The sequence below is a fragment of the Streptacidiphilus sp. MAP12-33 genome, assembly GCF_041261265.1.
Taxonomy (GTDB): Bacteria; Actinomycetota; Actinomycetes; order Streptomycetales; family Streptomycetaceae; genus Streptacidiphilus.
On the sequence record NZ_JBGCCA010000014.1, the window covers coordinates 21,342 to 45,283 of the forward strand.

Here is a 23,942-nt window from a genome sequence, read left to right on the forward strand (position 1 = left end):
GTCAGGGGAGCGGGGGCTGCATGCCGTGGGGGCTGATGAAGGCCCCCTCGGTGGCGGCCCCGGCCAGCTGTTCGTCCGTCAGGACGCAGTAGAGCAGCGTGGCGGAGCGGAGGTCGGCACCCTCCAGGGCGGCCCCGTCGAAGTCGCAGCCCTGGAGCTCCGAGGCACGCAGCCGCGCGCCCTCCAGCCGGGCGCCCGCGAAGGACGCGCGGCCCCAGCTGCGGGAGAGGTCCGCGTCGCGCAGGTCGGCGCGGCTGAAGTCCGCGTCCAGGAAGTGGGCCCCGGTCAGCTCGGCTCCGGTGAGCACCGCCCCGACGGCCGAGGCGCCGTCGAGCAGTGCGCCACGCAGGTGGGCCCCGGTGAGGTCGCGGCCGTCCAGGGGAGCGCCCCGCAGGTCGGGGCCGTCTTCCGCCGCCAGCAGGTCGAGACCGGCCAGGGCCGCCGCCACGTCCCGCGCGGTGCGGGCCGGGTGCGTGGCGGCGTGGAGGGCGGCGTCGAGGGAACGGCGGCCGTCGGTGGTCAGCCAGCGCGCCCGCAGCACCGCGCGGGCCGCGGCCGGGAAGTCGAGGCCGTGACGCGCCACCGCCGCGAGATCCGGGGCAGACCCTGCCGCACCGACGGGCGGTCGGGTGGGGAGCCGCGCGCCGTCGAGCGCGGCATCGGTGAGGTCCGCCCCGCCGAGATCCGCTTCGAAGAGGTTGACCCCGCTCAGGTCCGTGCGGGAGAGGTCCGCGTCCCGGAGGTCGCTGCCGCGGAGCATGGCGTCGACGAACCTGGCCTCCTGGCACCGGCAGCCGCGGAAGACCGCCGTGCCGGTGGCGCCGGTCAGGTCGGCCCGGCGCAGGTCGGCGCCGCTGAAGTCGGCGTCGTCCACCTGCGCGGTCCGCAGGTCGGCACCCCGCAGGTCCGTCCCGCGCAGCGAGGCGCCGAACAGGTCGGCACCCCGCAGGTCCGCGCCCGCCAGCGGCTCGCCGTCCAACGGGGCTCCCCGCAGATCGCGGCCGGACAGGGCCTCGTCCTCGTGGAAGACCTCGTCCAGGTGCGGCAGACCCGACAGCTGGTCCTGCCACCGCCCGCCGCGCCGGGCCGCCTCGAGGGCGGCCGCCAGCAGCTCCCGGGCCGTCGGGCTCAGCCAGCGTTCCCGCAGCTGCTCCGACGACGCGAAGGGGGCGAAGACCCCGTGGAGTTCGGGGAGGCTGTCGAAGTCGTCGTCCGTACTCATCCCGGCGTCTCCGGTGTCGCGTTGCCACTCGGAGCCGTCATGACCCGGGCGGCCACTCGTGGTAGGGGGGCGTCTCACCGTGGCCGATCTGCTTGAGGAAGCTGGTCAGCCGGCCCGCTGCGATGTTACTCCGGCGTGCGTAGCCGGACAGCAGGTCGCGGGTCTCCTGGCTCATGCCCTCACCGCCTCGCATGAGCTGCCGCGTCAGGGTCTTGTGGACGCCCAGCATGCCGTCCCGCGCCTGCTGGAGGTCGGAGATGTGCGAGAAGGGCCTGCCGTCGGCCCGGCGGGCCACCACCTCACCGTTCGCCTCCCGGCGGGCCGCGGAGTAGTGGTTGTGGCCCGGTACGGAGTTGGCCTCGCCGATCGGGTCCTTCATCAGGTTGTGGTACTTGGTGATGGCTTGCCGGGCCTCGTCGGAGAGTTCGCTCGGCGTCTCCTCGTGCGGCGAGAGGCCCAGCGGGTCGGTCCAGGTGTGGGGGTTGCCGACGTAGCTGTTCGGGTTGGGGCCGGGGAGCAGGCCGAGCGGGTCGGGCGAGGTGTACCGGGCGGTCTCGGGGTCGTAGTAGCGGTTGAGGTTGTAGTGGAGGCGGCTCTCGGGGTCGAAGTACTGGCCGGGAAAACGCAGCGGGGTGTAGCCGGCGCTTCCGGCCGGCCAGGTGGTGTTGCCCCACAGGGTGCTGGTGGCCCGCCACGCGACGGCCTGCGTGACCGGGTCGACCAGCTCGGTCGGCGTGCCCACCAGGTCCGTGACGATGGCGAAGAAGCGGCGGTCGGTGCGTTCCTGCGCCGTGATCGTCTCGGTCTGGGCGAGCGGGGTGAAGCCGTCGTGGTCCCAGGCGAGCGAGTGGGGGCCCGGGAGGTAGCCGGCCTCGGTGGTCTGCTCGCACAGGACGGCGCCGTCCCAGGTGAACTCGGTCCGCTCGGCGACGCTCGCGCCGTCGTCGGCGAGACGCAGCTTCGCGCTGCGTCGGCCGAGCGGGTCGTAGCGGTACTGCCAGACCGTCCCGTCCGGCGTGGTGACCTCGGTGAGCTGGTCCTCCGCGTTCCAGCGGTAGCGCCAGGTGTCCGGCGTGCGGGACAGCCGGGTGACCTGGCGCAGAGTCACCCGTCCCGCCGTGTCGTGTTCGTAGCGGACCCGGCCGGCGGTGAGGAGTTCCGTCCCCGCGTAGGCGCGCGGACCCTCGGCCGCCCGGGTGGCGTCGGTGGTGGGCCAGCTGGCCTCGGTGAGGTCGCCCGCGCCGTTGTAGGCGTAGCGCTCGTTCCAGCCCTCGGCGCGGACGGCGGTGACCCGGCCCGCCGGGTCCAGATCGAACTCCCTGGCACCGCCTGTCTGGTCGGTGACGCCGACGAGTCTGTCGTCCGCCCGCCAGGCCCACCGGCGTCGCTGCAGCGGACGGTCGCTCTCCGCGGCGGTCAGCGTCCGGGCGGTGAGCCGGTGGCGCGCGTCCCAGTCGCTGGTGAGGGTGAGGGTTCCGCCGAGGACGCGTCGCAGTTCGCGCCCGGCCGCGTCGTAGGCGAAGTCGAGGGAGCCGCCGGTGCAGTCGACGCGGACGGGCCGGTCCGCGGCGTCGTAGGACCAGGTGGTGACGTGCCCGCGCGGCGTGACGCGCCGGGCCGGGCGGCCCAGGGCGTCGTAGTCGTGGACCAGCGTGCGCCCGTCGGTCGTCTCGGTCAGCAGGCGGCCGGCCGCGTCGAAGGTGCGCGACAGGCGGCCGGAGGACGGTGACGCCGCCTCCCGCAGGCGGCCGGCCCGGTCGTAGGCGTAGACGGTGGTGACGCCCTCCACCTCCTTGGCCGTGACCTGCCCGAGCGCGTCGTAGCGGTAGTGGAGGACCCGGCCGTCCGGTCGGGCGATCCGGGTGCCCTGGCCCGCCGCGTCCAGGACGTAGCCGATCTCCCGTCCGTCGAAGTCGCTCTCCCCGACCAGCCGTCCGGCCTCGTCGTACCGGTAGGACCAGGTGCGGCCGAGCGCGTCAGTGACGCCGACGAGCTGCATGTGGGCGTCGTGGGTGAAGGTCACCCGGGCGCCGTCGGGGGTGGTGCGGGCGGCGAGCGTCTCGAAGTGGGTGTACTCGTAGCGGGTGGTCCGCCCGAGGGCGTCGGTGTGACCGGTCCGGTTGCCCTCCCCGTCGTAGGTCCACCCCTCGTGGCTGCCGTCGGCGGCCGTCCGGCGGGCGAGGTAGCCCTCGACGGTCCATTCGAGCCCGATGGTGCCTCCCAGCGGGTCGGTCACCTCGACCACGCGCCCGAAGGCGTCGCGCCGCATCGAGGTCACCGCGCCCAGGGGGTCGGCGACCTCCACCGGTAGCCCGGCGGCGTCGCAGACCACACGGGTGGTCCGGCCCAGGGTGTCGGTGACGCCGGCGAGGTGCCCGCGCTCGTCGTACGTGTACGCGGTCGTCGCGCCGAGCGGATCGGTCAGCGCCGTGCGCAGTCCCGTCTCGTCGTAGCGCTGTCGCCAGACCGCGCCGTCCGCGTCGACCAGCTCCGTCGGCTGCGGGAGCGCGGTCCCGTAGGCCGCGGTGGAGCGCGTCCCGTCGGCCTGCTCCACCCAGAGCAGATCGCCCGCGGCGTCGTAACCGCGGCTGGTGCGGCGGCCGAGAGGGTCGGTGCGGCTCAGCAGCCGGTCGTGGGCGTCGCGTTCGAAGCGGGTGACGTGGCCCAGCGGGTCGGTGATCGCAGTGATCTGGAGCCGCTCGTTCACCTCGTACGTGGTGGTGTGGCCGAGCGCGTTGGTCTCGGTGTGCAGCCGGAGCCCGGTGGCCGGGTCGGGCGCGCCGTAGCGGAAGGTGAAGCGGAGCGCCCCGGTCGCGCCGCCCTCGTCCACGACCCGTCCGAGGACGTCGTAGACGTAGTGGTAGCTGCTGTCGTTGCGGTCGGTCCACGAGGTGATCCGGTCCCAGGCGTCGTACGCGAAGCGCATCGGGAGGCCCGAGGAGTTGCGGACCTCCGTCAGGTTGCCCCCGGCGTAGGCGTAGCGCACCAGTGGCTGGTCCCCGCCGTCGGCGGCCGCTCCGGCGAGCGAGAGGGCGGTGATCCGTCCCGACGCCACCTCCACCAGCAGCCGGTAGCCGCCCGAGTGGGCGATCGCGGCAGGAGCGCCTTCGTGGTCGTACTCCAGCGTGTAGCTGTCGCCCGAGCGGTTGCGTACCCGGGTGAGCAGCGCGGTCGTCCCGTCCGGTTGCAGGGTGAACTCACGCGTCAGACCGCTCGCGCGTTCGGAGAGGGTGTAGGCGCGGCCGCGCGCGTCCACGCCGAGCTGGTGCTGCTCGCCGGCGGTCGGCAGCACGGCCGGCCGGCCGGGCTCGGGGTGCGGGTAGGCCTGGGTGACGCGGTCCGCCCGCAGGTGCACGACACCCTCGCCGTCGATCTCCAGCCGCTCGTCGAAGGTGCTGGTCCACCGGGGTCCGAACCACCGTCCGGCCCGGTAGCCGGACTCGTAGCCACGGGTGAAGGCCAGTGGGAGCGTTCCGGGGAGGGCGGCGTCCGTCTGGTCGATGTACATGCGGCCGGTGGCCATGTCGACCGGCTCGCCACCGCCGCACCGCGACTCGGGCGGCCGGCCGGGGTCGTGCGGGTCGTGCACCTGCTCGCGGCCGGGGCCGCCGGCGCCGTCACCTTGGTGTCCACCCTCGTGGCCGCCGCCCGCGTGCGGCTCGTGCAGGCCTCCGTCGCCGCGCTCGGCCGCCTTCCCCAGGCCCTCGACCGTCCTGGCCTCGTTCTCCGCCGCGTGCTCGGCGACCTTGGCGGTCTTCTCCTCGGTGTCCTTGAGGATGCGGTGGTAGGCGGCGGAGAAGTCGTGGGCCAGGCCCTGCCCGGCCTTGCGGGCCGTCTCCGCCACGGCATGTGCGATCTGACCGCTCACCGAACGACCCCCGAGACGTTGGTTCTGGCGGCACGCTATCAGGCGCGTGTCACCGCGCTGCCGGTCGAGGAGTGACACGTCCGGCCCGAGGTGACGGCTTGTCAAGTCACCTAACGCAAAGTCGGAGGGGGACATTGGCCGATAATCTGGACAATATTCCGCCCGTCAGGACACCGCTCGGTTACGGCGTGTCGGATTGCCACTCCTGCCCGGGGCACGCGTCCTACGCTGGGCTGAGGCCCGGTCCTGTCGGACCGCGTGGTCCACACGGGCGAGTGGGGAAGCAAGAGGAACACCGATGGAGCGCACGTCCCGGTCAGGGGTGGGTTCTGACCGTGCCGGGTTCGCCGCGCGGGCGGCGGTCTTCCTCGGCGTGGGCTTCGCCGGTGCGGCGCCGTTGGTGCCGCTGGCCGAGGTGGTGGCGCGGCACGCGCCCGCCCTGCTGCCGCTCTTCGGGGTCCCCATCGCCGTGCTCTTCGCCGCCTGGTGGTTCGGGCGCCAGCGGCTGCGCGAGGGTGTGACCGACGCCCTGACCGGGCTGCCCAACCGCGCCGCCCTGCATCTGGCCGCCGTCCACGCCGCCACCGCGCGGGCCCGCCACGCGCTGGTCCTGATCGACCTGGACCGGTTCCGCTCGCTCAACGACACCCTCGGCCACCTCGCCGGCGACCGTCTGCTGGTGCAGGTCGCCCAGCGCCTGCAGACGCTCGCGAGCGACACCGGCGCGCTGGTGGCGCGGCTCGGCGGGGACGAGTTCGCGGTGCTGGTGCCCGAGCCGCCGGAGGAGTCCGCCGCGCTGCTGCGGCTCGCCCGCGGCTTCGCCGCGGAGGTCGCCGCGCCGATCCAGTTCGGCGGCCTCCAGCTGATCCTGGAGTCCAGCACCGGCGTGGCCGTCCTGCCCGACCACGCCCCGGACGCCGAGTCGCTGCTGCGCCGCGCCGACATCGCCATGGCCCACGCCCAGCGCAGCCGCTCCGGGGTGACGCTCTACCAGCCGGGCCAGGAGGAGGACACCCCGCTCCGCCTCGGTCTCCTCGGCGAGCTGCGCCACGCGCTGGACCTGGGTGAGGTGCAGGTGCACTACCAGCCCAAGGTCGCCTTCGACGGCAGCGTCGTCGGCCTGGAGGCGCTGGTGCGCTGGTCCCGCGCGGGGCGCGGGCCGGTCAGCCCCGAGGAGTTCGTCGGTCTCGCCGAGTCCAGCGGGCTGATGCCGCAACTGACCGACTACGTGCTGGAGGCCGCCGTCTCCCAGCTCGCGCGCTGGCGCGCGGAGGGCATCGAGGTGCCCGTCGCGGTCAACATCTCCCCGCGCGACGTGCTCCGCCCCGGCTTCGCGACCGGCGTCGCCGACCGCCTGGAGCGCCATGGGGTCCCCGCGGGCGCGCTCCAGCTGGAGATCACCGAGCGGCTGCTGCTGGAGGACGGCCAGCGGGCCGCCGAGACGCTGGAGGAACTGCGCGGCCACGGCGTCGGCATGTCGCTCGACGACTTCGGTACCGGGTACTCCTCGCTGGTCCGGCTGCGCCGCCTCCCGGTCGGCGAGCTGAAGATCGACCGCTCCTTCGTCAGCCGCATGGTCGCCGACGACCACGACGCGGCCGTGGTGCGTTGCAGCGTGCAGCTCGCGCACTCGCTCGGACTGACCGTCGTCGCCGAGGGTGTCGAGGACGACGAGACCTGGAAGCGCCTCCAGGTCATGGGCTGCGACGCCGTCCAGGGCTGGCTGGTCTCCAAGGCCATGCCCGCCGACCAGGCCACCGCCTGGCTCCGGAGCCGGGTCACCGCCCCGCACCAGCGCTGAGGCCTCCGTGCCCGGGCCAAACCCTCCGGCCGGAAAATGACCTGAATCCGTGGCCGAAAATCGCGTGACGTGGATCACTTAACCGTTGAGCATGTACATGCTAGATTCGGGGCCCGCCCGGGAATTCCCAGGCAATGCACAGGCGGATTCGAATCCAGGAGGTTCCCATGGCGGAGACCACCGAGCAGTCGAACGAGTACATGGCACCGGCCCTCGTCGAGGTCGGTGAGTTCAACGAGGACACCCTCGGTGGCTGGGGAACTGTTCCCGACTGGTTCTTCAACATGAACTGGTAATTCGCCGAGGCGAATCGCCTCACGAACAGCACCGCGGACCGGGCCCGACGACGGGCCCGGTCCGCCGCCGATCCGGGAACGGTGGTCACAGCAGCAGATGAGCTCCGGATTCCTGGTCCTTCCGGACCGGCCGCAGGCCGAACAGATCCCCCCGCGCCTTCCCCGTGACGGCGCCCGCGTCATCCGGCACGCCTCCGGGCGCGCCTGGCTCGTCGGCCACTGGCCCGTGGGCTCGGTCACCGTCGCCGAGGCCGGCCCGGTGCGACTCGTCGCGGTCGGCGCCGCCCCGGCCGGCCGCGTGCGGCTCAGCGAACTGGCGGCCAGGGTCTGCGGACCCGCCGACGCCGCACGCCTGCTGGACACCCTGCGCGGCAGCTGTCACCTGGGCGTCTCGCTGCCCGACTGGTCGCGGTTCCGCGGCAGCTCGTCCGGCTTGCACCGGCTGTTCCGCGCGAGGCTCGACGGAGTGCCGGTCGCCGCCGACCGGGCCGACCTGCTGGCCACCCTGACCGGCGCCGGACTCGACGAGGAGGCGCTCGCGCTGCGCGTCGCCGCCGGACTGGACCTGCCCTACCCGGCCAACGCCCGCAGCCTGTGGACGGGCGTCTCGCCGCTCGCCCCCGACCACGCGCTGGAGTGGGACGGCGACACCGCCACCGAAATCGCCTGGTGGGAGCCGCCCGCACCCGAACTGTCCCTGGCCGCGGGGGCCGAGGTGGTGCGCGAGGCGCTGCTGGAGGCGACCCGGCCGAAACCCCAGGAGAACGGCGGGCTCAGCGCGGATCTCTCCGGCGGCCTGGATTCCAGCTCGATCTGCTTTCTCGCCGCCCGGCAGCGCCCGGAAATCCTCACCTTCCGCTGGGGAGAGGCCGAGGCGGGAAACGACGACACCGAATTCGCGGAATTCGCGACGAAAGAACTCGACCGCGCCGGACATCTCGTGGTGCCGCAGTCCGAGCTCCCGGAGATGTTCGCCGAGGCGGAAACTCCGGTGAGCGCGGAAATGCCGAGTCCGCTCACCCGCGCCACCGCCCGGATCCGCCGCAGCGTCGACCTGCTGGCCGAACACGGTTCCGCCCGCCACCTTTCCGGCCACGGCGGTGACGAGCTCTTCTCGCCGCTGCCCGGCTACCTCCACCCCCTGCTGCGCCGCCGTCCGGTCACCGCGCTGCGGCACGTCCGCGCCCACGCGGCGCTGCGGCGCTGGCCGCTGCGGGCCACGCTCGCCGAGCTGCTGCGGCCGAGCTCCTTCTCCCGCTGGTGGGACGCCGAGGTCGACGCCCTGACGCAGCCTCGGCCGCCGCTGCGCCGCGCCACCCTCGGCTGGGGCCTCGGCCCGATCCGTGCTCCCCGCTGGGTGACCCCGGACGGTGCCGCACTCGCCCGCGCCGCGCTGCGCCGCGTCGCGGCGGACGCGACGCCGCTCGCCCCCGACCTGGGCACCCACCAGACCCTGCTCGTCGTCCGCTCCAACACGCTGACCTACCGCCTGCTCGGCGAGCTGTACGCGGCACGCGGCATCACCCTGGACGCTCCCTACCTCGACGACCGGGTGATCGACGCGGTGCTGCGGGTGCGGCCCGAGGAGCACGCGGGCCCCTGGCGCTTCAAGCCGCTGCTCGCGGAGGCGATGCGCGGCGTGCTCCCCGAGCGGCTGCGCACCCGCGCCACGAAGGGCGAGTTCGGCGAGGACGTGCGGCGCGGCCTGCGCGCGCACCTCCCCACCCTGCTGGAGCTGCTCGGCCCCGACTCCCGCCTGGCCGCACGCGGCCTGATCGACCCCCAGGCCCTGCGGCTGCGCATGACCGGACCCCAGGCGGACAACAGCGCCGTGCAGGCGCTGGAGAACCTGGTCGGCTGCGAGGCCTGGCTCCGTTCCCTTCCCCTCCCGGCTCCGACCTCCCGGCTCTGACCTCCCGGCTCTGACCTCCCGGATCTAAGGACCCCACGCCATGCGGCTCCATCCCGACGTCTCGATGGCCGACACCGACGACGGCACCGTCCTCCTCCACGGCCGCACCGGCCGCTACTTCCAGCTGAACCTCACCGGCCGGACGGTGCTCCACCGTCTGCTCGACGGGGACACCCCCGCGACGGTCGCCCACGGCCTCGTCGTCGCGCACGGCATCGGCGAGGAGCGGGCGAGGGAGGACGTCAAGGCGGTCCTGGTGCAGCTGGCCTCAGCCGAGCTGGTGCTGGAGTGAGCGTGCAGATGTCCCTCGACGCGCGGCTCGGCCTGCCGCTGTGGCGCCGCCCGCTGCCCCTGCTCGCGGTGGGCGCCGCGCGCGTGCTGGCGCGGGTCAGGCCGGCGAGGCTCCGCAAGGTCCTGGAGTTCGCCCGGCGCGGCGCCCGGCCGGCCGGCGCGTCGCAGGCACAATGCGCCCGGGACGAGGTGGTCGCGGTCAGCCTGCGCTGCGCGGGCAACAACTGCCTCCAGCGTTCCATCGCCGCCGCGCTGCTCTGCCGGCTGCGCGGCACCTGGCCGACCTGGTGCACGGGGGTGCGTACACACCCCTTCGCCGCCCACGCCTGGATCCAGGTCGACGGCGCGCCGATCGGCGAGCCCCACCCGGCGGGCTTCTTCCAACCGCTGCTCAGCGTGGCGCCCGCCCCTGGGCGCTAACGCGGCTGCGGCCGGGCGGCCGACCTCCGTAGGATGGGGACACCTCCGTGTCAATAGACTCGGCGAGGTCCGTTTCCTTCACCCACCAGAGGATCGCTGCATGCCTGGCATTACGCGCGAGGAGGTCGCCCACCTCGCCCGGCTGTCGCGGCTGGAGCTCAAGAGCGAAGAGCTTGACCACTTCGCCGAGCAGCTGAACGACATCGTCGACGCGGTCGCCCGCGTCAGCGAGATCGCCGCCGAAGACGTCCCGCCGACCTCGCACCCGCTGCCGCTGACCAACGTCATGCGCGCCGACGAGGTCCGCCCCTCGCTCACGCCGGACGAGGTGCTGGCCGCCGCTCCCGCGGCGGAGGAGCAGCGCTTCCGTGTTCCCCAGATCCTCGGGGAGGACTGAGCAACGTGACCGACCTGATCCGTAACACCGCCGCGGAGACCGCGCAGGCCATCGCCGCGGGTGACGTCTCCGCCGTCGAGGTCGCGCAGGCGCACCTGGACCGCATCAACGCCGTGGACGAGAAGGTGCACGCCTTCCTCCACGTGGACACCGACGGCGCCCTCGCCGCCGCCCGCGCCGTGGATGCCAAGCGCGCCGCCGGCGAGGAGCTCGGCCCGCTGGCCGGCGTGCCCCTGGCGCTGAAGGACGTCTTCACCACCAAGGGCATTCCGACCACGGCCGGCTCGAAGATGCTGGAGGGCTGGCGCCCGCCGTACGACGCCACCCTGACCCGCCGCCTCAAGGAGGCGGGCGTGGTGATCCTCGGCAAGACCAACATGGACGAGTTCGCCATGGGGTCCTCCACCGAGAACTCCGCCTACGGCCCGACCGGCAACCCGTGGGACCTCTCCCGGATCCCCGGCGGCTCCGGCGGTGGCTCCGCCGCCGCGCTCGCCGCCTACGAGGCGCCGCTGGCGATCGGCACCGACACCGGTGGCTCGATCCGTCAGCCCGGTGCCGTCACCGGCACCGTGGGGGTGAAGCCGACCTACGGCAGCGTCTCCCGCTACGGCCTGATCGCCTTCTCCTCCTCCCTCGACCAGGGCGGCCCCTGCGCCCGCACGGTGCTCGACACCGCGCTGCTGCACGAGGCCATCGCCGGCTGGGACCCGATGGACTCGACGTCCATCAACGCCCCCGTCCCGGCGGTCGTCGCCGCCGCGCGGCACGCGGACGTCAAGGGCATGCGTGTCGGCGTCGTCAAGGAGTTCGGCGGCGAGGGCTACCAGGCCGGCGTCATGCAGCGCTTCAACGAGTCGGTTGAGCTGCTCCGCAGCCTCGGTGCGGAGATCGTCGAGATCTCCTGCCCGTCCTTCACCTACGCGCTCCCGGCGTACTACCTGATCGCGCCGTCCGAGGCCTCCTCCAACCTGGCCCGCTTCGACGCCATGCGCTACGGCCTGCGCGTCGGCGACAACGGCGAGCGCTCGGCGGAGGAGGTCACCGCGCTGACCCGCGAGGCCGGCTTCGGCCCCGAGGTCAAGCGCCGCATCATGCTCGGCACCTACGCGCTGAGCTCGGGCTACTACGACGCCTACTACGGCTCGGCCCAGAAGGTCCGGACGCTGATCTCCCGCGACTTCGACCGCGCCTTCGGCGACGTCGACGTGCTGATCTCGCCGACCACCCCGACCACCGCCTTCCCGATCGGCGAGCGCGCCGACGACCCGATGGCGATGTACCTGGCGGACCTGTGCACCATTCCGTCGAACCTGGCCGGCAACGCGGCCATGTCGGTGCCCTGCGGCCTCGCCCCGGAGGACAATCTCCCGGTCGGCCTGCAGATCATCGCGCCCGCGCTGGCCGACGACCGGCTGTACCGGGTTGGTGCTGCGGTCGAGGCGGCTCTCAACGACAAGTGGGGACACCCCCTGCTGGAGGAGGCACCGGCACTATGAGCAAGCTGGAATCGGCCAAGGGCTTCAAGCACTCCAAGCCGGGCCTGATGCTGGGCATCGGCGGCAGCGCCTTCGGCGCCTTCGGGATCGTCAAGGACATCCGCAAGGCCCGCACCGAGGCGGACACGCTCAAGCTCATCAACGCCGCCGTGGGTGCGCTCGCCCTGGTCACCAGCACGCTGCTGCTCGTTCGCGAGCTGCGCCGGCTGGCCCAGGACGACGTCCTCGCCGACTGACCTCAAGCCGCAAGCCTCAGGGCTCGCGCAATCAAGGGGGGCGGCGGCGCGGCCCGACGGCTCTCGCCTGGACGGCTTCTGCTCGGTCGCCGCAGCTCCGCTGCGCCTTCCTCGTCGGCGCCGCCCAGACTCGGCCCTCGAACCGCTCCTTCACCCACCGCCCTGATTGCGCGAGCCCTTACCCCGAAAGGACGCCTTAGTGAGCGTCATTGACCTGGTCCCGTACGAGGAGGCTCTCGCCTCGTACGACCCGGTGATGGGCCTTGAGGTCCACGTCGAGCTGGGAACCAAGACCAAGATGTTCTGCGGTTGTTCGACCGCGCTGGGCGCGGAGCCGAACACCCAGACGTGCCCGACCTGCCTGGGTCTGCCGGGCTCGCTGCCGGTCGTCAACGCGATCGGCGTGGAGTCCGCGATCCGTATCGGCCTCGCGCTGAACTGCGAGATCGCCGAGTGGTGCCGCTTCGCCCGGAAGAACTACTTCTATCCGGACATGCCGAAGAACTTCCAGACCTCGCAGTACGACGAGCCGATCGCCTTCAACGGCTACCTGGACGTCGAGCTGGAGGACGGCGAGGTCTTCCGCGTGGAGATCGAGCGCGCCCACATGGAGGAGGACACCGGCAAGTCCAGCCACATCGGCGGGGCCACCGGCCGTATCCACGGCGCGGAGTACTCGCTGCTGGACTACAACCGGGCCGGCATCCCGCTGATCGAGATCGTCACCAAGCCGATCGAGGGCGCCGGCGAGCGCGCGCCCGAGGTCGCCCGTGCCTACGTGGCGGAGCTGCGTGAGCTCATCCGTGCCCTCGGCGTGTCCGAGGCCCGCATGGACATGGGCCAGATGCGCTGCGACGTCAACCTGTCGCTGATGCCCAAGGGCGCGACCAGGTTCGGCACCCGCAGCGAGACGAAGAACGTCAACTCGCTGCGCAGCGTCGAGCGGGCCGCCCGCTTCGAGGTCCAGCGGCACGCCGCGGTCCTCAACGAGGGCGGCACGATCGTCCAGGAGACGCGCCACTTCCACGAGGACAACGGCTCCACCACCTCGGGCCGGATCAAGGAGGAGGCGGAGGACTACCGCTACTTCCCCGAGCCCGACCTGGTCCCGGTCGCGCCCTCGCGCGAGTGGGTCGAGGAGCTGCGCGGCGAGCTCCCGGAGCTGCCGCGGCTGCGTCGTCAGCGCCTGCAGAGCGAGTGGGGCATCTCGGCCGTCGAGATGCGGTCCGCGCTCAACGCCGGTGCCATCGACCTGATCCTGGCCACGATCGACGCCGGTGCCCCGGCCGACCAGGCCCGCAAGTGGTGGCTGGGCGAGCTGGCCCGCCGCTCCAACGAGGACGGCGTCGAACTGGCCGAGCTGCCGATCACCCCGGCCCAGGTGGCCCGGGTCTCGGCGCTGGTCGCCGAGGGCAAGCTCACCGACAAGCTGGCCCGTCAGGTCATCGAGGGCGTGCTGGCCGGCGAGGGCGAGCCGGACGAGGTCGTGGCGGGGCGCGGCCTGGCCGTCGTCTCGGACGACTCCGCGCTCGGCGACGCGATCGACGCCGCGCTGGCGGCCCAGCCGGACGTGGCCGACAAGATCCGTTCGGGCAAGTTCGCCGCGGCGGGCGCGCTCGTGGGCGCGGTCATGAAGGCGACGCGCGGTCAGGCCGACGCCGCCCGCGTCAAGGAGCTGATCTTCGAAAAGCTCGGCGTCACGCCTGAGTGAGCACCGGGCTAAGGCGTCTTAGCCCGTACGGACCGCCGCTTCTGAGTACTTAGGTGTGCTCAGGGCGGCGGTCCTGCGTTTCTAAGGACCTTCGGCCGATCAGGATCAGGCATGCGCCCGATGCGAGGGACCCCACTGGGAGAGGAAATTAGAGGTTGTCAGGGAGCAGCCCCGACGAAACCCACCCACAGGGGAGAACAAGATGTTCGAGTACCAGTTCGTCATCGGCCGCACCAACGAGCTGATGGCCGAGGCCGAGCAGGCGCGCCTCGTCCGCGACGTCAAGCGCGCGAACAAGGCCCGGAGGGCGGGTGAGAGTCGCTCCGCCAGCAGGAGGGGGGCGGTGGCCCGCCGCCTCCACGCAGCCCACCGCTGACCCGGTAATCCGTGCTGACCAGCGGGGTTCTGTGCGATGCTGCCCGACGTGGAGCGGATATCAGTCAGTCCCGTGTTCATCGGACGCGGATCGCAGATGGCCGCCCTCACCGACGCGCTGGAGCGCGCCGACGGGGGGCAACCGCAGGTCCTGCTCATCGGGGGCGAGGCGGGGGTCGGTAAGTCCAGATTGCTGGAGGAGTTCCAGGCGACGGCCGTGGCACGGGGGTCCACGGCGGTCGTCGGGAACTGCCTGGAGGTGGGCGCGGAGGGTCTGCCCTACGCGCCCTTCGCCATGATCCTGCGCCGCCTGCACCGGGCGCTCGGCACCGAGCTGGAGGCGGCGGCCGTCGGCCGCGAGAGCAGCCTCGCCCGGCTCCTGCCGGACATGGGCGAGGCACCGCCGGAGGCCCACGACGAGTACGCGCGGGCCCGCCTGTTCGAGCACACCGCCCAGCTCTTCGAGCAGTTGACGACGGACCGGACGCTGGTCCTGGCCGTGGAGGACCTGCACTGGTCCGACCGCTCCACCCGCGAGCTGCTCGCCTACCTCACCCGCACCCTGCACCGGGCACGGCTGGTGCTGCTGGCCACCTACCGCAGCGACGACCTGCACCGCCGCCACCCGGTCCGGCCCTACCTGGCCGAGCTGGAGCGGATGCGCACCGTCCAGCGCCTGGAGCTGCCGCGCCTGGGCCGCCGCGAGGTGGCCCGCCAGCTGGCCGGCATCCTCAGCCCGGCCCGGCCCAGCGCCGAGCTGGTCGACCAGATCTACAAGCGTTCGGAGGGAAACCCCTTCTTCGTCGAGGAGCTCGCGGTCTCGTTCCAGCAGGGCTGCCGCACCGGCCTCACCGAGACGCTGCGCGACCTGCTGCTGGTCCGCATCGAGACGTTGCCCGAGACCACCCAGACGATGCTGCGCCTGCTCGCCCAGGGCGGCTCCCGGGTCGAGCACGGCCTGCTCGCCGCCGTCGTCGAGGCCACCGCCGCGCTCGACGAGGACGAGCTGATCGACGCGCTGCGCACCGCCGTCGGCGCCAACATCATCCAGCAGACCTCCGACGGCGACGGATACCGCTTCCGCCACGCGCTCGTGCGCGAGGCCGTCACCGACGACCTGATGCCCGGTGAGGTCACCCGGGCCAACCGCCGCTACGCGCTGGCGCTGGAGGCCGAACCCGGCCTCGTCTCCAAGGACCAGCGCGCCTCCCGCCTGGCCGGTTACTGGTACTGCGCCAACGACGCCGCCCGCGCCGTGCCGGCCGTGCTGAACGCCGGACGCGAGGCCCGCCGCCGCAACGCCTTCGCCGAGCAGCTGAGCATGCTCGACCGGGCCCTGGAGCTGTGGGAGGACGTCCCGGAGGAGGTCCGCGACGGCCTGCGCGACTACGACCACGCCGACGAGAGCTATCCGGCCTGCGCCTGCGAGGGCGGCTGCGACTGCGACGGGGACTGCACCGCGATCCAGTTGGTCGACCTGCTCGCCGAGGCCACCGTCGCCGCCCGGCTGAGCGGCGAGACCGACCGGGGCCTGCGGTACTCCAAGCGGGCGCTGCGCCTCATCGACGAGAAGAAGACCCCCGAGCGCGCCGCCTGGTTCATCCTGGCCCGGGCCAGGGCGCTCCGCTACGACGTCGGCGTCCGGCCCGACCAGGAGCTGGAGCGCGCGCTCGCGCTGCTGGAGGGCCGCAGGCCGACCGCCGTCCTGGCCGAGCTGCTGCACCGTCAGGCCTGCGACGGGATGCTGGGCGCCCCGCGCCGCGAGCACCTCGACATCGCCCGCCGCTCGGTCGAGATCGCCGAGCAGGTCGGCGCGGCCTCGCTGCAACTGCACGCCCAGCTGACGCTCGGCATGCTGCACTGCGCCTTCGGCGAGCTGGAGGAGGGCGCCGCGCTGCTCGCCCGGATCCGCGAGCGGGCGGAGGCCAGCGGCGACGTGGACCTGCTCGCCCGCGTCTACACCAACCTCTCCAGCCACCACCAGCTGCAGGGCCGCTCCCGCGAGGCCGCGGAACTGGCCCGCACCGGCCTCGCGCTGATCCGCGCCAACGGCATGACCGGCTACAACGGCACGATCATCCTCGGCAACCTCGCCGAACCGCTGATCTCGCTCGGCGAGCTCGACGAGGCCGAGCAGTTGCTCGCCGAGGAGCCGGACTGGGCCGGACAGCGCGCCCACCGCGACTACATGCACCGGCTGCGCGGCGAGATCGCGCTGCTGCGCGGAGACGTCGCCGGCGCGGCGGAGCGGCTCACGGAGTGCCGCGAGAGCGTGACGCTGTGGCAGCCGCAGAAGTACGTCCCGGCGACGCTGCTGGCGATGCGGATCGCCGTCGCCCAGGGCCGTTACGCGGACGCGCGGGCGGAGCTCGCCGCGATCCTCGACGGCGGTCGCCCCGAGGGTCACGACCGCAGCTGGTGGGCGCTGCTGGCCACCGGCGCGGCGGTGGAGGCGGACGCCCGCCACCTGCGACCGATGGCGCACGGCCGCGCCGACATGCTGGCCCGCATCCGGGAGACGGCCTCCGGCCTGACCACGGAACTCCCGCTGTACACCGGCTGGCAGGCCGTCCTGGAGGCGGAACTCGCCCGCGCGGAAGACGCGGTGACGGCCGCCCACTGGTGCCGCGCGGCGGACGCGCTGGAGGGGCTGGAATGCCCCTACCCCCGTGGCCTGGCGTTCTTCCGCCTCGCGGAGTCGCTCGCCGCCGAGGGCGACCGCACGGCGGCCGCGCGGGCCGCGTCTCAGGCCGCGGACCTGGCCCGCCGCCAGGGCAACCGGCTCCTCCTCGACGACATCGACGCCCTGACGGGCCGCGCCCGCCTCGTCCCTTCGGCAGCGCCCGACGACGAGGCCTTCCACCTCACCCCGCGCGAGCAGGACGTCCTCAAGCTCCTCGCGCTCGGCCGCACGAACCGTCAGATCGCGGAGGAGCTCTTCATCTCACCGAAGACGGCGAGCGTCCACGTCTCCAACATCCTCGCGAAGCTCGCCGTCACCGGCCGTGGCGAGGCCGCGGCAGTCGCCTACAAGCTACGGCTCGTGGCAACCCCCTAGGGGCGCGGGGCTCCGCCGATATGCGGCTCCTCCGCGTGGGCGCGAGCAACCACCCTCTGCGGATGGCCCTGCGCGCCGAGGACCATCCGCACGTGGGTGGCTTGTCGCGCCCACGCAGGGGGCAACTCCCGGCGGAAGGCTGGGGGAGGAGCCGCAAGTCAGCGGAGCCTCGCGCCCCTGGATGGTGCAACCGCAGGTCTCAGTCCAGGCAGAACTCGTTGCCCTCCGGGTCGGTCATGACCAGGTGCCCCGGCTCCAGCGGGGGCGCCGGTTCGAAGCGGGCGACGCGGGTCGCGCCGACGGCGACGAGGCGGGCGGCGGCCGCCTCCAGGGCGGACATGCGGGCCACCCCGGTGAGCCCCGGCGCTGCGCGGACGTCGACGTGGACGCGGTTCTTCGCGCCCTTGCCCTCCGGGACGCGCTGGAAGAAGAGCCGGGGCCCGGCGCCGTCGGGATCGACCACCGCGGAGGCGTCGTTGCGCCGTTCCGGTGGGACGCCCAGGGCGTCCAGCGCCGCGTCCCAGGAGGCGTAGCCGGGCGGCGGGTCCTGCAGCCGGTAGCCGAGCGCCCCGGCCCAGAACTCCGCCAGCCCCGCGGGATCAGCGCAGTCGAACGTGATCTGAACAGTGCGAGCAGTGCGAGCCATGCCCCCACCCTCCCGCACCGCACCGACAACCGCCCGGTGGCTATCGTCGGACCATGACCACCCGACCCGCCCGTTATCTGCTTCCCTACGCCCCCGACGCCATCGGCGGCCTGCCCGCCGACCTCGACGCCCTGGTCTGGGACGGGGACGGGCCGCGCCCGGGCGCGGCGGAGCTGCGGGACGTCGAGTTCTTCTGCCTGCCCTACTTCCGTCACCCCGTCGCCCTGCCGCTGCTCGCGCAACTGCCCGCGCTGAGGGTCGTGCAGACTCTCACCGCCGGCATGGACGACGTGCTGCCGCACGTGCCGTCGGGCGTCACCGCGTGCAACGCGCGCGGGCTGCACGACGCCAGCACCGCCGAGCTCGCGGTGACGCTGACCCTCGCCTCGCTGCGCGGCGTTCCGCACTTCACCCGGCTCCAGGACCAGGGCCGGTGGCAGCAGGAGTTCCACCAGTCGCTCGCCGACAAGACCGTGCTCATCCTCGGTTACGGCTCGATCGGTCGCGCGCTCGCCGCGCGGCTTCAGCCGTTCGAGTGCGACGTCGTCCGCGTCGCGCGTCGCGCGCGCCCCGAGGAGGAGGTGCACGGCGCGCACGAGCTGGCGGATCTGCTCCCGTCCGCCGATGTCGTCGTCCTGTTGACGCCGCTCACCCCCGAGAGCCGTCACCTCGTCGACGCGGGGTTCCTCGCCCGGATGAAGGACGGCGCGTTGCTCGTCAACGTCGCCCGGGGGCCCGTCGTCGACACCGACGCGCTGCTCAAGGAGCTCACCGACGGCCGCCTGCACGCCGCGCTCGACGTCACCGACCCCGAGCCGCTGCCCGCCGACCACCCCCTGTGGCACGCGCCGGGGACGCTGATCACGCCGCACGTGGGCGGGCCCAGCAGCGCGTTCCTGCCGCGCGCCAAGCGGCTGCTGCGCGAGCAGGTGCTGCGGTACGAGCGGGGCGAGGTTCTGGCCAACGTGGTCTGACCGGAGGCCGACGGGCGTGCGCCCCCGGCGTGCGCCCGAGGCACCCCCCAGTTGCGCGGGAGCACCGGGCGCTTTCCTCCGAATCGGGTACAGCTACCTCGACAGTCGCCATTACTCTGAGTTGAGTGTGCATGTCTCTGAGTGACGACTGTGGTGTAGGTTCCCGACCGGGAGACCCGGTACGGCGTTGTCCGCCCCGCTGGTCCGAGCGCACCCGGGGCCGGAGGGGGATTGCCCATGCTGAGCACTGACCTGATGACGGAGCTGAGCACCACCGAGCCGGCCACCGCCGGACTGCTGCCGGGCCAGTCCTGGGCGGCCGAGGAGCACTACCGGTCCGCCGCGTCCCCCTTCGGCTACGGCGAGGGAGGTGGGCCCGAGCTCGCTCACCCCGACGAGGACGCCGGGGCGGGGCCGGACGCCGGCCCGCACCCGCACCTGCCGCTGCGGCTCTCCCAGGCCGCCGCCCGGCTGCCGCGGATACTGGTGATGCTGATCTGCCTGCTCTACCTCGCGGGCGCCGCCTACGGCTGGGGATCCCAGGGCCTGGCCGACTTCATGGGCGACTTCGGCCTCGCGGGGGCCGCGCTGACGGCCTCCTGCTCGTGCTTCGGCTACGGCCTGGTCTCCGGCGGGCGGCACCGCGGCGCCTGGCTCTGCTTCGGGCTCAGCTCCCTCATGGTGGCGCTCGGCAACGGCATCTGGGGTTGGTACGAGTGTGTGCTCGGGCAGTCCCTGCCCTCGCCGTCGGTCGCCGACTTCGTCTTCCTCTTCTTCGCCCCGCCGGCCATCCTCGGGCTGCTCACCCTCTCCAACCGGCCCCGCAACGCCGCCGGCTGGCTCTGCCTCGCGCTCGACGGCTGGCTGATCGCCGGTTCGCTGCTGACGCTCAGCTGGTCCCTGGCGCTGGCCAGGACTGCCGCCGGCGACCAGCACAGCCCGCTGCGCCTCGCCGTCGGGCTGGCCTACCCGCTGCTGGACATCCTGCTGATCAGCATGGTCCTCGGGCTGCGCTTCCGCGGCCAGGACGGCAACCGGGCGGCCGCGCACACGGCCATAGTGGGTCTGGCCCTGACGGTCTTCTGCGACGCCGTCTTCACCACCCAGTCCTTCAAGGACGCCTACCACTCCGGCCAACTCCTGGACGCGGGCTGGTTCTGCGGTTCCATGCTGCTGGCCTGGGCCCCCTGGTCGGGCGGTGGTCGCGCGCACACCCGCGAGTCCGTGCGGCGGCCCCGCGTGGCGTCCACCTTCAGCGCGCTGACGCCGTACGCCGCCACCGGCGTGTGCACCGTGGGGCTGCTCTACAACGCCCTCGGACAGCACCACCTGGACCGCTTCGTCCTCATCGTCAGCTGCACCGTGGTCATCGCGCTGATCCTGCGTCAGGGCGTGATGCTGCTGGACAACCTGGCGCTCGCACAGCGGCTCAGCCACCAGGAGCGGCACTTCCGCTCACTGGTGCAGGGGTCCAGCGACGTCATCATGATTGCCGACCCGGACGGGGTGCTGCGCTACGTCAGCCCGGCCGCCGCCGGCGTCTACGGCCGCCCCGCCGAGGAGCTGGTCGGCACCCGGCTGCCGGAGATGGTCCACCCCGACGACCTCGGCCATGTGCTGTGGGAGGTGCAGCGCTACCTCGCCAAGGCCCACGCCGAGCCGACCGCCAGGATCGAGTGCCGGGTCCGCTCCGGCGCGGGGGAGTGGCTGGACGTGGAGTCCACCGTCAACCGCTACCGGGACGGGCTGATCTTCAACTGCCGGGACGTCTCCGAGCGCGTGCGCCTGCAGGCGCAGCTGGAGCACAACGCCTTCCACGACGCGCTGACCGGCCTGCCCAACCGGGCCTTCTTCCTCAAGCGCAGCCGCGAGGTGCTCACCTCCCGCCCCGAGAAGCGCCCGGACGTCGCGGTGCTCTTCGTGGACCTCGACGGCTTCAAGGCCGTCAACGACACCGCCGGCCACCAGGTCGGCGACGAACTGCTGGTGCTCGCCGCGCAGCGGCTGCGCGAGTCGGTGCGCGAGGGCGACCTGGTCGCCCGCCTCGGCGGCGACGAGTTCGCCGTGCTGCTCGTCGGCGGCGTCGACCGGGAGCGGGCCTTCGGCATCGCCGAGCGGCTGCGTGCCGCCGTGTCCGCGCCCTACGTGCTGGCCGGGGAGGACCACGCCGTCGCCGCCAGCATCGGCATCGCCTTCGCCGAGCCCGGCGGGGACCCCGAGGGCGCGGCCGACCTGCTGCGCAGCGCGGACCTGGCCATGTACCAGGCCAAGAAACGCGGCAAGGACCGCGTCCACGAGTACTCGCCCGAGCTGCGCACCGAGCTGCGCCGCCGCACCGAGCTCGACCAGCGGCTGCGCGTCGCGGTGCGCGAGGGCGAGTTCACCCTCGTGCACCAGCCCGTCGTGGACCTGCGCACCGGCTCGGTCAGCGGTCTGGCGGCCCAGGCCCGCTGGCGCTCCGCACAGGGGCTGCTGCTCACCCCGGCGGAGTTCCTGCACGCGGCGGGCGCGGGGGAGCGGGCCGTACGGCTGTCGCGCTGGATGGTCGAGCACGCCATCGCCCAGGCCGCCGAGCGCGGCGGCTCCCTCCCGGTGACGGTCAGGCTCTCCCCGCGGGTGCTGACCGCCTCCGGGCTGGTGGAGGCCGTGGACGGCGCTCTGCGCCGCTGCGCGCTGCCCGCGCAGCGGCTGGTGGTCGAGATCGGCGAGAGCGCTCCCGGCGCCCTCGACGGGCGCGCCCACGGCGTCGACGAACTGGTGCAGCGCCTGGCCCGGCTCCGGCTGCTCGGTGTCGGCCTGGTCCTGGACGGCCTCGGGGGCGGGGCGACGCCGCTCAGCGAGTTGCGCAGGCTGCCCGTGGATGCACTCAAGCTGGAGCGCGGCGTGGTCGACGGGCTGCTCGAATCGGCGTTCCTGCGCACCCTCGCCTCCTCCGTGCTGCGGATCGGCCGCGAGCTCGGCCTGGAGACCGTCGCCGAGGGCGTGGACAGCGCCGAGCAGGCCCGGGTGCTGCGCGATCTCGGCTGTTCACGCGGCCAGGGAATGCACTTCGCACCCCCCATGGGGGAGGATGAACTGCGGGAACTCCTGGTGAGTACCAGGACGTCCGAGGATGGTTCCGTATGATGAGACACGATTCGAGTGAGCTTGACACCCGTGGGGGCGTCGGAGGATGGTCGTCAGCATGCGCACCCGAATTCTCGTACTTGGCGGGCGCGTCGGCTGAGCCGGGAGAGACCTCCCGAGCTGACCAGGCCGACGCGCTACCCCTCGCATGCCCGCACGGGCACGAGGGGTTTTTTGTTGCCGCGAGGCAGCCAGCGCAGCGTGAGCAACGCGAACCGCCGTAGAGATCCCCTCCGAGAAGTCCGAGCAGCCAGAAGGAACAGCAGATGACCGAGCAGGCAGCAGCGCCCGCCCCGCAGCACGCGGGCCCCGAACCGATGACCGGCGCCCAGTCCCTCATCCGCTCCCTCGAGGCGGTCGGCGCGGACACCGTCTTCGGTATCCCGGGTGGTGCGATCCTCCCGGCATACGACCCGCTGATGGACTCCGTCAAGGTGCGCCACATCCTGGTCCGTCACGAGCAGGGCGCGGGTCACGCCGCGACCGGCTACGCACAGGCGACCGGCAAGGTCGGCGTCTGCATGGCGACCTCCGGTCCCGGCGCGACCAACCTGGTGACGCCGATCGCCGACGCCTACATGGACTCGGTGCCGATCGTCGCGATCACCGGCCAGGTCTCCTCCAAGGCGATCGGCACGGACGCCTTCCAGGAGGCGGACATCTGCGGCATCACGATGCCCATCACCAAGCACAACTTCCTGGTCACCGACGCGGACGAGATCCCGCGCGTGATCGCCGAGGCGTTCCACATCGCGGCCACCGGCCGTCCGGGTCCGGTCCTGGTCGACATCGCCAAGGACGCCCTGCAGGCGCGTACCACCTTCCGCTGGCCGGTCGAGCCCCAGCTGCCCGGCTACCGCCCGGTGACCAAGCCGCACGCCAAGCAGATCCGCGAGGCCGCGAAGATGCTGGCCGCGTCCAAGCGCCCGGTCCTCTACGTCGGCGGCGGCGTGCTGAAGGCCGGCGCCACGGCCGAGCTGCGCATCCTGGCTGAGCTGACCGGCGCCCCGGTGGTCACCACCCTGATGGCGCTGGGCGCCTTCCCCGACAGCCACGACCAGCACCTGGGCATGCCCGGCATGCACGGCTCGGTCGCGGCCGTCACCGCGCTCCAGAAGGCCGACCTGCTGTTCGCGCTCGGCACCCGCTTCGACGACCGGGTCACCGGCAAGCTGGACACCTTCGCCCCGCTGGCCAAGATCGTCCACGCGGACATCGACCCGGCCGAGATCGGCAAGAACCGCACCGCGGACGTCCCGATCGTCGGCGACGCGCGCGAGATCATCGCGGACCTGATCGTCGCGGTCCAGCAGGAGCAGACCGCCGCGCAGGCCGCGGGCGAGCGCCGCTTCGACTACGGCGCGTGGTGGGAGTCGCTGAACGCCTGGCGCAAGACCTACCCGCTGGGCTACGAGGAGGCCCCCGAGGGCATGCTCAGCCCGCAGCAGGTCATCGAGCGGATCGGCCAGAAGGTCGGCCCCGACGCGATCTACGCCGCGGGCGTGGGCCAGCACCAGATGTGGGCCTCCCAGTTCATCACCTTCGACAAGCCCGCCACCTGGCTGAACTCCGGCGGCGCGGGCACGATGGGCTACGCGGTCCCGGCCGCGATGGGCGCCAAGGCCGGCCGCCCCGACACCCAGGTCTGGGCGATCGACGGCGACGGCTGCTTCCAGATGACCAACCAGGAGCTGGTCACCTGCGCGCTGAACAACATCCCGATCAAGGTCGCGGTCATCAACAACGGCTCGCTGGGCATGGTCCGCCAGTGGCAGACGCTCTTCTACAACCAGCGCTACAGCAACACCGTGCTGCACGACGGACCGGAGAACGACGGCAAGGGCCCGGCGGCCGGCACCCGCATCCCGGACTTCGTGAAGCTGTCCGAGGCCATGGGCTGCCACGCGCTGCGCTGCGAGCGCCCCGAGGACCTGGACGCGGTGATCGAGAAGGCGATGTCGCTCAACGACGCGCCGGTCGTCATCGACTTCATCGTCCACCAGGACGCCATGGTCTGGCCGATGGTGCCCGCCGGCGTCAGCAACGACGAGATCCTGGCCGCGCGCGACGTCCGTCCGGACTTCGGCGACGAGAACGACTGAGGGGATTC

The 23,942-nt window shown here is 73.0% G+C and carries 16 protein-coding genes and 1 pseudogene; 14 read left to right on the forward strand and 3 right to left on the reverse strand.

Annotated elements, in window-relative coordinates:
- Position 1: 1 nt before the first annotated feature.
- Both ABH931_RS15810 and ABH931_RS15815 read right to left on the reverse strand, forming a co-directional pair.
- Positions 2 to 1,222 (reverse strand): pentapeptide repeat-containing protein, encoded by a 1,221-nt coding sequence (locus ABH931_RS15810; RefSeq protein WP_370113583.1) that lies wholly within the window; start codon positions 1,220 to 1,222, stop codon positions 2 to 4.
- A gap of 37 nt (positions 1,223 to 1,259) precedes the next feature.
- Positions 1,260 to 5,090 carry a DUF6531 domain-containing protein gene (locus ABH931_RS15815; RefSeq protein WP_370113585.1) on the reverse strand — a complete coding sequence of 1,277 codons (3,831 nt, stop codon included), beginning with the start codon at positions 5,088 to 5,090 and terminating at the stop codon, positions 1,260 to 1,262.
- A gap of 298 nt (positions 5,091 to 5,388) precedes the next feature.
- Between ABH931_RS15815 and ABH931_RS15820 the strand changes: the two genes are divergently transcribed.
- The 11 genes from ABH931_RS15820 (at position 5,389) to ABH931_RS15870 (ending at position 17,086) form a co-directional block, all read left to right on the forward strand.
- Positions 5,389 to 6,891, forward strand: coding sequence for a putative bifunctional diguanylate cyclase/phosphodiesterase (locus ABH931_RS15820; RefSeq protein WP_370113587.1), 1,503 nt, complete (start codon positions 5,389 to 5,391; stop codon positions 6,889 to 6,891).
- A gap of 167 nt (positions 6,892 to 7,058) precedes the next feature.
- Entirely contained in the window at positions 7,059 to 7,187 is a 129-nt protein-coding gene (locus ABH931_RS15825) for a lasso RiPP family leader peptide-containing protein (protein WP_370113589.1), read from the forward strand.
- A gap of 97 nt (positions 7,188 to 7,284) precedes the next feature.
- Positions 7,285 to 9,099, forward strand: a complete 1,815-nt coding sequence (locus ABH931_RS15830) for an asparagine synthase-related protein (RefSeq protein WP_370113591.1) — start codon at positions 7,285 to 7,287, stop codon at positions 9,097 to 9,099.
- Positions 9,100 to 9,139: 40 nt separating this feature from the next.
- A complete protein-coding gene (locus ABH931_RS15835) occupies positions 9,140 to 9,391 on the forward strand; it encodes a lasso peptide biosynthesis PqqD family chaperone (protein WP_370113593.1) in 252 nt (83 codons plus the stop codon).
- The gene (locus tag ABH931_RS15840; protein WP_370113595.1) at positions 9,388 to 9,810 is read left to right on the forward strand and encodes a lasso peptide biosynthesis B2 protein; all 423 of its coding nucleotides are present in this window, start codon (positions 9,388 to 9,390) and stop codon (positions 9,808 to 9,810) included. The genes ABH931_RS15835 and ABH931_RS15840 overlap by 4 nt, the downstream gene beginning before the upstream one ends.
- A gap of 100 nt (positions 9,811 to 9,910) precedes the next feature.
- Complete coding sequence (gene gatC, locus ABH931_RS15845; protein ID WP_370113597.1) at positions 9,911 to 10,207, forward strand: Asp-tRNA(Asn)/Glu-tRNA(Gln) amidotransferase subunit GatC; 297 nt, start codon at positions 9,911 to 9,913, stop codon at positions 10,205 to 10,207.
- Positions 10,208 to 10,212: 5 nt separating this feature from the next.
- Positions 10,213 to 11,706, forward strand: coding sequence for an Asp-tRNA(Asn)/Glu-tRNA(Gln) amidotransferase subunit GatA (gene gatA / locus ABH931_RS15850; RefSeq protein WP_370113599.1), 1,494 nt, complete (start codon positions 10,213 to 10,215; stop codon positions 11,704 to 11,706).
- Complete coding sequence (locus tag ABH931_RS15855; RefSeq protein ID WP_370113601.1) at positions 11,703 to 11,942, forward strand: hypothetical protein; 240 nt, start codon at positions 11,703 to 11,705, stop codon at positions 11,940 to 11,942. Before gatA ends, ABH931_RS15855 begins: the two co-directional genes overlap by 4 nt.
- A gap of 199 nt (positions 11,943 to 12,141) precedes the next feature.
- The gene (gene gatB, locus ABH931_RS15860) at positions 12,142 to 13,653 is read left to right on the forward strand and encodes an Asp-tRNA(Asn)/Glu-tRNA(Gln) amidotransferase subunit GatB (protein ID WP_370113603.1); all 1,512 of its coding nucleotides are present in this window, start codon (positions 12,142 to 12,144) and stop codon (positions 13,651 to 13,653) included.
- 202 nt (positions 13,654 to 13,855) lie between these two features.
- Positions 13,856 to 14,029, forward strand: coding sequence for a hypothetical protein (locus ABH931_RS15865; protein ID WP_370113605.1), 174 nt, complete (start codon positions 13,856 to 13,858; stop codon positions 14,027 to 14,029).
- Between the two features lie 36 nt (positions 14,030 to 14,065).
- Positions 14,066 to 17,086 carry an AAA family ATPase gene (locus tag ABH931_RS15870; protein ID WP_370113607.1) on the forward strand — a complete coding sequence of 1,007 codons (3,021 nt, stop codon included), beginning with the start codon at positions 14,066 to 14,068 and terminating at the stop codon, positions 17,084 to 17,086.
- Between the two features lie 199 nt (positions 17,087 to 17,285).
- Here the strand turns inward: ABH931_RS15870 and ABH931_RS15875 are convergent, their stop codons facing one another.
- The gene (locus tag ABH931_RS15875; RefSeq protein WP_370113609.1) at positions 17,286 to 17,732 is read right to left on the reverse strand and encodes a VOC family protein; all 447 of its coding nucleotides are present in this window, start codon (positions 17,730 to 17,732) and stop codon (positions 17,286 to 17,288) included.
- Between the two features lie 53 nt (positions 17,733 to 17,785).
- Here ABH931_RS15875 and ABH931_RS15880 point away from each other — a divergent pair, with 53 nt between their 5' ends.
- The 3 genes and pseudogenes from ABH931_RS15880 to ABH931_RS15890 form a co-directional block, all read left to right on the forward strand.
- Positions 17,786 to 18,706: a 2-hydroxyacid dehydrogenase gene (locus tag ABH931_RS15880; protein ID WP_370113611.1), complete on the forward strand. Its 921-nt coding sequence runs from the start codon at positions 17,786 to 17,788 to the stop codon at positions 18,704 to 18,706.
- A 237-nt stretch (positions 18,707 to 18,943) separates the two neighbouring features.
- Positions 18,944 to 21,832, forward strand: a complete 2,889-nt coding sequence (locus ABH931_RS15885) for a putative bifunctional diguanylate cyclase/phosphodiesterase (protein WP_370113613.1) — start codon at positions 18,944 to 18,946, stop codon at positions 21,830 to 21,832.
- Between the two features lie 257 nt (positions 21,833 to 22,089).
- A pseudogene (locus ABH931_RS15890) lies at positions 22,090 to 23,934 on the forward strand (acetolactate synthase large subunit); the annotation flags it as partial.
- Positions 23,935 to 23,942 lie beyond the last annotated feature (8 nt).

Bases quoted from the DNA above. Each gene is read 5' to 3' on its own strand.
- ABH931_RS15825 (WP_370113589.1), top strand. From the start codon at position 7,059: ATGGCGGAGACCACCGAGCAGTCGAACGAGTACATGGCACCGGCCCTC.
- ABH931_RS15835 (WP_370113593.1), top strand. From the start codon at position 9,140: ATGCGGCTCCATCCCGACGTCTCGATGGCCGACACCGACGACGGCACC.
- ABH931_RS15830 (WP_370113591.1), top strand. From the start codon at position 7,285: ATGAGCTCCGGATTCCTGGTCCTTCCGGACCGGCCGCAGGCCGAACAG.
- ABH931_RS15855 (WP_370113601.1), top strand. From the start codon at position 11,703: ATGAGCAAGCTGGAATCGGCCAAGGGCTTCAAGCACTCCAAGCCGGGC.
- ABH931_RS15820 (WP_370113587.1), top strand. From the start codon at position 5,389: ATGGAGCGCACGTCCCGGTCAGGGGTGGGTTCTGACCGTGCCGGGTTC.
- ABH931_RS15880 (WP_370113611.1), top strand. From the start codon at position 17,786: ATGACCACCCGACCCGCCCGTTATCTGCTTCCCTACGCCCCCGACGCC.
- ABH931_RS15885 (WP_370113613.1), top strand. From the start codon at position 18,944: ATGCTGAGCACTGACCTGATGACGGAGCTGAGCACCACCGAGCCGGCC.
- ABH931_RS15870 (WP_370113607.1), top strand. From the start codon at position 14,066: ATGCTGCCCGACGTGGAGCGGATATCAGTCAGTCCCGTGTTCATCGGA.
- ABH931_RS15810 (WP_370113583.1), bottom strand. From the start codon at position 1,222: ATGAGTACGGACGACGACTTCGACAGCCTCCCCGAACTCCACGGGGTC.
- ABH931_RS15875 (WP_370113609.1), bottom strand. From the start codon at position 17,732: ATGGCTCGCACTGCTCGCACTGTTCAGATCACGTTCGACTGCGCTGAT.
- gatC (WP_370113597.1), top strand. From the start codon at position 9,911: ATGCCTGGCATTACGCGCGAGGAGGTCGCCCACCTCGCCCGGCTGTCG.
- ABH931_RS15865 (WP_370113605.1), top strand. From the start codon at position 13,856: ATGTTCGAGTACCAGTTCGTCATCGGCCGCACCAACGAGCTGATGGCC.